Annotated in this window: 8 protein-coding genes; 5 read left to right on the forward strand and 3 right to left on the reverse strand. The window is 64.1% G+C overall.

The window, feature by feature from the left end:
• Positions 1–207: 207 nt before the first annotated feature.
• Positions 208–1,584 carry a WS/DGAT domain-containing protein gene (locus ACIBI6_RS24575; RefSeq protein WP_396957998.1) on the reverse strand — a complete coding sequence of 459 codons (1,377 nt, stop codon included), beginning with the start codon at positions 1,582–1,584 and terminating at the stop codon, positions 208–210.
• A gap of 167 nt (positions 1,585–1,751) precedes the next feature.
• On the opposite strand from ACIBI6_RS24575, the gene ACIBI6_RS24580 reads away from it, so the two are divergent.
• Positions 1,752–3,377: a cytochrome bc complex cytochrome b subunit gene (locus ACIBI6_RS24580; protein ID WP_364359672.1), complete on the forward strand. Its 1,626-nt coding sequence runs from the start codon at positions 1,752–1,754 to the stop codon at positions 3,375–3,377.
• Positions 3,378–3,458: 81 nt separating this feature from the next.
• Here the strand turns inward: ACIBI6_RS24580 and ACIBI6_RS24585 are convergent, their stop codons facing one another.
• Positions 3,459–3,668: a DUF397 domain-containing protein gene (locus ACIBI6_RS24585; RefSeq protein WP_364359669.1), complete on the reverse strand. Its 210-nt coding sequence runs from the start codon at positions 3,666–3,668 to the stop codon at positions 3,459–3,461.
• A 420-nt stretch (positions 3,669–4,088) separates the two neighbouring features.
• Between ACIBI6_RS24585 and ACIBI6_RS24590 the strand changes: the two genes are divergently transcribed.
• Genes ACIBI6_RS24590 through ACIBI6_RS24600 form a run of 3 tightly spaced genes read left to right on the forward strand, consistent with a single transcriptional unit; the run spans position 4,089 to position 6,292 of the window.
• Positions 4,089–4,598, forward strand: coding sequence for a DUF309 domain-containing protein (locus ACIBI6_RS24590; protein WP_364359706.1), 510 nt, complete (start codon positions 4,089–4,091; stop codon positions 4,596–4,598).
• Between the two features lie 17 nt (positions 4,599–4,615).
• Positions 4,616–5,548, forward strand: coding sequence for a tRNA glutamyl-Q(34) synthetase GluQRS (gene gluQRS / locus ACIBI6_RS24595; protein ID WP_396957999.1), 933 nt, complete (start codon positions 4,616–4,618; stop codon positions 5,546–5,548).
• Between the two features lie 45 nt (positions 5,549–5,593).
• The gene (locus tag ACIBI6_RS24600) at positions 5,594–6,292 is read left to right on the forward strand and encodes an RDD family protein (protein WP_364359663.1); all 699 of its coding nucleotides are present in this window, start codon (positions 5,594–5,596) and stop codon (positions 6,290–6,292) included.
• A 71-nt stretch (positions 6,293–6,363) separates the two neighbouring features.
• Here ACIBI6_RS24600 and ACIBI6_RS24605 read toward each other — a convergent pair whose 3' ends face one another.
• A complete protein-coding gene (locus ACIBI6_RS24605; protein WP_364359660.1) occupies positions 6,364–6,876 on the reverse strand; it encodes a DUF4190 domain-containing protein in 513 nt (170 codons plus the stop codon).
• 29 nt (positions 6,877–6,905) lie between these two features.
• Between ACIBI6_RS24605 and ACIBI6_RS24610 the strand changes: the two genes are divergently transcribed.
• A complete protein-coding gene (locus tag ACIBI6_RS24610; protein ID WP_364359657.1) occupies positions 6,906–7,688 on the forward strand; it encodes a queuosine precursor transporter in 783 nt (260 codons plus the stop codon).
• The last annotated feature ends 467 nt before the right edge of the window (positions 7,689–8,155 follow it).

The raw sequence follows: 8,155 nt of genomic DNA on the forward strand, positions 1-8,155 counted from the left end.
CACCGGTCCGCCCTTGCGGGGTCAGTCGCCGAAAACTGTGTTCATGGTCTGGGTGGCCACCGTGCGCAGGGGCGCGGGACGTAGTCGACGGCGAAGGCGGCGAGGGGGTGCGGACCATGCACCAGAGGACGTAGTGCTGGAGTCGGTCCCCGAGAAGAGCAATAACTTTGCCGGGCTGTGCCGAATCACTCGGTTGAGCTTCAGGAACTATCCCAATTCGTCGGTGGCGCAGTCGGATACCTCGTTCAGCGCAGCGCGCAGCAGGTCGGCGTAGATATCGATGTCCGGTAGCGCGGCGGTGTCGGCGTGGATCGAGACGGTGACGGTATCGCCGAGGCCGTGTACACCGTGGGCGAGGTGCATTACCGAGCCGATTGCCGGGAAGCCGCCGGTGAAGCGGACGGGGGCGCCGCCGAAGGTCAGGTCGGCCGGGCCGCGATGGACGCTGGAGACCACGGTGTGTCCGGCGATCGAGTCGGGGACGGTGTCGAGTGGGTAGCGCTCGATATCGCGGCGTAGTAGTGCGGCGGGGGTAACTGCGGTGACGCGGTCCTGGGCGGTCAGCAGTGGATGCTGGGCGCGGGTTCGGCGATCGGTGAGGGCCGTCGCGATTTTGTCGGCGCGGGCCAGTAGATCCGGTTCATCGATGAACAGGTCGACGCCTAGGCTGCGGTAGTTATTGCGGGCCGTTATCCGGTTGTCGGACAACGCCATCGGCACCTGGGCGCCCAGACGGTCCACTCGTTCGCCTCGCGCCGTGAGGTAGCGATCGAGTGCGATCGACACGGCGGTCAGCGCGACTACGGTCACGGTTTGGCCCGAGATGCGCAGCCGTTCGGCATCGCAGACGATCATCCGCACCTGATGAGCATGCCGATCCGGCGAACCGCCCCGGTTCACCAGACTCGGCGTGAACTCGGGCCCAGGCCCCGGAAGCCTTCCCGCAGTTGTCAATTCGGCCAACTCCTGCTGCGCCCGGAATGCTTGATAACCGCGGATCGCCGTGCGCGCGAACTGAATCGGCATCCGAAGCAGCCCCAGCACCGAATGCACATTTATGGGATACACGGCCACATCGAGCCGTCGACCGCGGCTGGACGGTGCACCAACCCCACCATCCTCGGAAAACAGCGCCCTGGCGATCTCCGCCCCCCGCCGCCCATCCGCCAACGCATGCGACATCTGCAACACAACCACCATCGCGGGTCCAGCAGCCCCGGGGGCGCCGATAACCCCACGGAACACATGTAACCGCCACGGCCGCACCGCGGCGTCCACCCCGGTGCCGAGCAGTTTGCCGAGCACTGCACACACACTCGGCCAATCTGGTTCCGGAAGGAAATGTTCCACAAATTGCTCGGCACGGAATTCGCATCGAATCCATGTCGGATAGTCCAGATCCGCGGGCAGCGCGCGCAGCCGGACCGACAGATCGGCAATGTCGGCACTGCGCCGCTCGACGAACTCGCACAGTTGGGCACCGGAACGTCCGGAATCGTTGAAGCAATAGAGCATGAAGAGGTCATTTCGGGTACGGCCCGACAGCCAGTACATCGTCGCGTCCTGGGCGGCCACCGTACTCACGACTCGACGATATGGCACCGGCGACCAGTGGTCGTGAGCGGCACCGGAAATCTGAATGATCTTGTTCCACATTGCGGTTCAGGGAAACCTATCGATTCCTGATCGATCCCCTGCTACCGTCTGTAGTAGAACACGTACCACCACTCACCCAGAGCGGGGTGTCGGCCATGGCTATTGACGTAGGTCGTAAGGCAAGCGAACAAGCCAACTCGTTCGACGAGCGATATAAGGCCGCCGCGTTCATGAAGCGGTCGATCAACAAGGTCTTCCCGACACACTGGTCGTTCCTACTCGGCGAGATCGCGCTCTACAGCTTCATCATTCTGGTGCTATCCGGTACCTATCTGACGCTGTACTTCGACCCATCGATGGCCGAAGTCACCTACAACGGCGCGTACCAGCCGCTACGCGGGGTGTCCATGACCCGCGCCTACGAGACAGCGCTGAACCTCTCCTTCGAGGTCCGCGGCGGCCTTTTCGTGCGCCAAGTCCACCATTGGGCCGCACTACTGTTCGCGGCCTCCATCATCGTGCACCTGTTCCGGATCTTCTTCACCGGCGCATTCCGCAAGCCGCGCGAGGCGAACTGGGTGCTCGGCTCGCTGCTGCTGATCCTGGCAATGTTCGAGGGGTACTTCGGCTACTCGCTGCCAGACGACCTGCTCTCGGGCACCGGCCTGCGGGCGGCGTTCTCGTCGATCACACTCGGCATTCCGCTCATCGGCACCTGGATGCACTGGCTGATGTTCGGCGGCGACTATCCGGGCGAGATCATCCTTCCGCGACTGTTCATCGCGCACGTGCTGCTGTTCCCCGGCATCATGCTCGCGCTGATCGCCGCGCATATCGCGCTGGTCTGGTACCAGAAGCACACACAATTCCCGGGACCGGGTCGCAGCGAGAACAATGTCATCGGTGCGCGCATCGTGCCGGTCTTCGCCGCGGACCAGGGTGCGTTCTTCGCATTCACGCTCGGTGTCGTGGCACTCATGGGCGGCCTGCTGCAGATCAATCCGATCTGGGCCTTCGGCCCATACAGCCCGGCCAAGGTATCGGCGGGCACCCAGCCGGACTTCTACATGATGTGGACCGACGGCATGATGCGCCTGATCCCGCCCTGGGAGCTGTATCCGGGCCGCTATACCGTGCCCGCACCGTTCTGGGGCGCGATGATCATGGGCCTGGTGTTCGCCGTGCTGATCGCCTATCCGTGGATCGAACGGCGCCTGACCAAGGACACCGCGTACCACAACCTGCTGCAGCGACCACGCGACGTACCGGTCCGCACGGCGATCGGCGCGATGGCGATCACCTTCTACGTGGTACTGACGCTGTCCTGCGTGAACGACATCATCGCCTACAAATTCGACGTCTCATTGAATGCGACCACCTGGGTCGGCCGGATCGGCATTCTCACCCTGCCTGCGGTGGCCTACTTCGCCGCTTACCGCATCTGCCTGGGCCTGCAACGCTCCGATCGCGCGGTGCTCGAGCACGGCATCGAAACCGGCATTGTCCGACGGTTGCCGCACGGTGAGTACATCGAGATCCACCAGCCGCTCGGTCCGGTCGACGAGCACGGTCATCCGTTCCCGCTGACCTACCAGGGCGCGACGGTGCCGAAGAAGATGAACAAGCTGGGTTCAGCGGGCAGGCCGGGTACCGGCGGATTCTTCCGCCCCGATCCGTGGCAGGAGTCGCGCGCCAATCGGGCGGCCGAGCACGAGGAAGAGCGCAAACAGCTCGCCGTACTGCGCGCCGCGCAAGAGCAGACCGACGGCCAGCACCACTGAGAAAAGTCGCTCAGCACCTGCGAAGGCCCCGAGTCCGTGCCGACCCGGGGCCCGTGCTGTTGGTTCGGACCTACCTGTTGTTCAGGCGTGTCCGAACTCCCCCTGTGACATTCTGTTTAGGAATGCATTCCACTCGCCTGGCGTGAACGCCAACAACGGTCCATAGCCGTTGTCTTTGGTGTCGCGGACCGCCACGTTGCCGTCGACGAGAAATGCGACTTCCACGCAGTTCCCATCGGGGCCGCTGTATGTGCTCTTACGCCACACAGCGCCCGTCAAGTCAACTTCCACGGCACTAGCTCCTTTGCTGCGTCGAGAACGAGATTTTCTTCTGACATCGTTCTAACTAGCACCGGCATCCGGCGCGGAACGCCGAATCCCGTGGTGCGCCTTGCCAAAGCGCGCGACTTTCACGGTGCGTCGTGATCGCACTGCACTTCGAGGTGAATTCACCTCGCGGGGTCGCCCCCGCGCGGTAAACACTAGCAGGTTCATCGAGAATTTGCCGATCTCTTGCCCATTCAATCATCGCATTTGCCAATCTTGCGAAGATGGAGAGTTGCGGGGGCATTGCCGGAAGATGACATTCATTTCTATGTTTGCTGGGCAGCAAACTTTTCGGCGATGTGATTGCTCCGTGATCCGTCAATTAATCAAGATCGGCCGAACTCGGGTGGACGCCTGCGACACCGTCCGTGGATGATGGTCAGCATGGTCGAACGCCCGCGCGACGAGGCAGGTCGCGCACGTAATCCCCGTCCACGCGACCGGTTCGGGCGGCCGCTGCCGGTCGGCAGCGTCGGTGTGCCGCGAATTCCGGACGATCTGAATCTGCCGCCCCAGCAAACCCTCTCCTTCGCCCAGCAACTGCTGGATGACGGCCTGGCATTCAACGCACACGAGGTATTGGAGGCCGCGTGGAAGAACGGGCCGTTCGCCGAAAGGATGCTGTGGCAGGGTTTGGCGCAATATGCGGTCGGGCTGACGCACATCCAGCGCGCGAATCCGAAGGGCGCGCGCACCCTGCTCACCCGTGCGGTGGGCCGGCTGCGCACCTACGAGGCCGAGTCGGACACCGACCGATCGAACCGAAACAGCGATACGCCATACGGAATCGACCGTGCGGGCCTGATCGCGCACGCCGAGGCGCTGCTGGCCGCACTCGACAGCGGAACCGCGATCCCGGAAGACCGGCTCAAGCCGCGGCTGCTACTCCGGTGACCTGCCGCGGCCCTAGCATGGCAAACGTGCCAGTACCCAGAACTCCAGCAGGCAGGTACGCCCCGAGTCCGTCCGGCGATCTGCACATCGGAAATCTGCGCACCGCCGTGCTGGCCTGGTTGTTCGCGCGCTCGACCGGACGCCGCTTCGTGCTCCGTATCGACGATCTGGATCGCGTCCGGCCGGGCGCCGAACAGCGCCAACTGGCGGACCTCGCCGCGATCGGCCTGGACTGGGACGGTCCGGTCGTCCGGCAGAGCGACCGGTTGCCGCACTATCAAGCGGCCATCGATCGGCTCACCGCGGCCGGGCTCACCTACGAGTGCTATTGCACCCGAAAGGAAATCCAGCAGGCCGCGACCGCACCGCACGGACCGCTCGGCCACTATCCGGGCACCTGCCGCGATCTGACCGAGGCGCAGCGAATCGCGCACCGCGCCGAAGGACGTCCGGCCGCACTGCGGTTGCGTGCGCACGCGCGCGAATTCGAAATCACCGATGAATTGCACGGGCGCTACCGCGGCCCCGTCGACGATGTCGTACTGCGCCGCGGCGACGGAATTCCGGCGTACAACCTGGCCGTGGTCGTCGACGACGCGGAGCAGGGCATCGATCAGGTGGTCCGCGGCGACGATCTGCTGCCGTCGACACCGCGCCAGGCCTATCTCGCGACGCTGCTGAAACTTCCGGTTCCGCAGTACGCACATGTACCGCTGGTGCTCAACGCCGAAGGGAAGCGACTGGCCAAACGCGATGGCGCGGTGACACTCGCCGATCAGCTCGCCCTCGGCAACACACCCGACCAGGTCGCGGCCGTACTGGCCTGTTCGCTTGGCTATCCCCCGGTTTCGCCTGCCGAACTGCTCGACCGATTCGACCCGGCCGATCTGACCGAGGAACCGTGGATACTCGACGAGAATGGGTTGTTGCAACCCGCGCGATGTCCGTAACGTACGCAATCGACCGATCTACTGATCACTGACGAGGACACACATATGACAAGCGGTGGGTACGACCCCAACCAATATCCGCAAGGCGGGCAACCGTATCCGGGCGGACAGCAATACCCGCAGGGTGGACAGCAGTACCCGCAGGGGCAGCCGCCCCAGTACGGGCAGCAGCCACCGCAGTACGGGCAGCAGCCACCGCAGTACGGCCAGCAGCCGCAATACGGGCAGCAGCCCCAATACGGGCAGCCGCAGGATCCCTATGGCCAGCAGCCCTACCCGCAGCAGTACGGCGAGGTCGGTCAGCAGGGCCCCGGTGCCGGCCAGCCGGGTGAGCTGCTGCCCCGGTTCGGTGCGAGGTTCATCGATGGCCTGATCGTCGGCATCCCGGCCTACGTCATCGACCTGCTCCTGTCGAAGATCGGAATCGTCGGCTCGATCCTCGGTTTCATCGTCGTCATCGCGGCCCCCATCGCGTACTTCGTGCTGATGGAGACCAATATGGGGACCACGCTGGGCAAGAAGATCCTCGGCCTGCGGGTCGTTGCCCCCGGTGGCGCCGCCAAGATCACCCCGGATGTTTCGCTCAAGCGCAACCTCTACCTGGTGGCCAACATCGTCCCGTGCATCGGTCAGTTGGTCGCGATCGGCTTGATGATCTACATCGCGGTGACCATCGAGCAGGACCCGAACAAGCAGGGTTGGCACGACAAGTTCGCCGGCGGCACCCAGGTCGTCAAGGCCTGATCAGGCCGCGAACCCCGGATACAGCACAGGGGCGCTCCCGAAAATGGGAGCGCCCCTGGTGTTTTCGAAGGCTAATGCGTCGCCGTCAGCGCTACGTCGAGCACGATGTAGACAATCCAGAGCACGATGGCACCAGCGCCGATCCAGATTCCGGCCAGAGCCATACCGCGGCCCCCCTGGCCGCTCTCCTTGATCTGATTCAGTGCGATGACACCGAGGATGATTCCGACGATCGCGCCGATACCGCAACTGCACAGCCCGATTATCGACGCGATCAGCGAACCGATCGCGAGCCCGTTGTTCCCCTGCGCCTGCTGCGGATAGCCGTACGGCTGGTACGCATTCGGATAGCCCGGGTTCTGCGGGTACGGCTGCTGCGGACCGGCGACCGGCTGCTGCGGGTAGCTCGGGTACTGCGGCTGTGGTGGCGGGGTCTGAGCCGGCTGCTGCGGGTACTGGGGCGCGGAAGGGTACTGCGGTGTCGAGGGGTACTGCGGTACCGACCCCTGGGAGCCAGCCTCCGGCGACACGCCTTCGCCGCCGTACTGTTTCCACCATTCGTCGGAATCGCCGGGATTCGTCATTGCTACAGCCTATTCCACAACCTGGTTGGATGAAGCGCGTGAGTGAGTCCAAAACAGTCGAAGAACACCCAGAATCTGGGGGCCCCGCAGCGGCCCACGCGGCATTCGCCGTGGCCGCGCGGGGCTACTACACCCCCGTCGTCGCCCTGTTCACCGCGACACTGATCATCTCGAATATCTGCGCAACCAAAGGCGTCCAATTCTTCACCGATCATTCAGTGAAGCTTGGCCCCATCGAGGTCCTGCCGATCTCCACCGACGGTGCGTGGTTCCTGTTCCCCCTGGCCTACATCATCGGCGACGTGCTAAGCGAGGTCTACGGCTTCAAGGCCGCCCGCCGGGCCATCTACTACGGCTTCGCCATCCTGCTGCTCGCGGTCGTCTGCTTCAAGATCGCCATCGAGCTGCCCGCCGCCACCTTCTACGACAATCAGGAAGCCTTCCGGTCCGTCATCGGCACCACGCCGCAGCTGGTCGCCGCAGGCCTTTCCGGCTACTTCGTCGGCGAGATGCTCAATTCGGCATCGCTGGTGCTGATCAAGGAGAAGACCAAGGAAAAGCACCTGTGGGCGCGGTTGATCGGTTCCACGATCGTCGGCGAATTCGGTGACACGCTGATCTTCTGCTCGATCGCGGCCACCGCCATCGGCATCGATAGCTGGGGACAGTTCGTGAACTACGTGATCGTCGGATTCCTCTGGAAGACGCTCGCCGAGGTCATCGTGCTGCCGATCACCTACCGGGTGATCGCCTTCCTGAAAAAGCACGAGCCGAGCTACGCACCACGCGAAACTCCCGCACTCCTGAGCTGAATCATGTGACACCGCAGGCTGACTCGTCACGTAACCACGACGGGGCGAGTCTTACGAGCGACCGTTCGCAGCCCGTCTCGCGTCCGCGCCGAAGGCGCGGCCATTGAACACAGCCAAGCCGTCAAAGCGCATGCGCCGCAGACGCGAGCTCCCGTCACTGACGCAACAACGACGGAGCGAGTCTTACGAGCGACCGTTCGCGGCCCGTCTCGCGTCCGAACCGTCAAAGCGCATGCGACGCAGACGCGAGCTCCCCTCGCCGACGCAACAACGACGAAGCGAGTCTTACGAGCGACCGTTCGCGGCCCGTCTCGCGTCCGAACCGTCAAAGCGCATGCGACGCAGACGCGAGCTCCCCTCGCCGACGCAACCACGACGAAGCGAGTCTTACGAGCGACCGTTCGCGGCCCGTCTCGCGTCCGAACCGTCAAAGCGCATGCGACGCAGACGCGAGCTCCCCTCGCCGA

Origin of the sequence: Nocardia sp. NPDC050412, assembly GCF_044458825.1 — a bacterium.
Lineage (GTDB): Bacteria > Actinomycetota > Actinomycetes > Mycobacteriales > Mycobacteriaceae > Nocardia.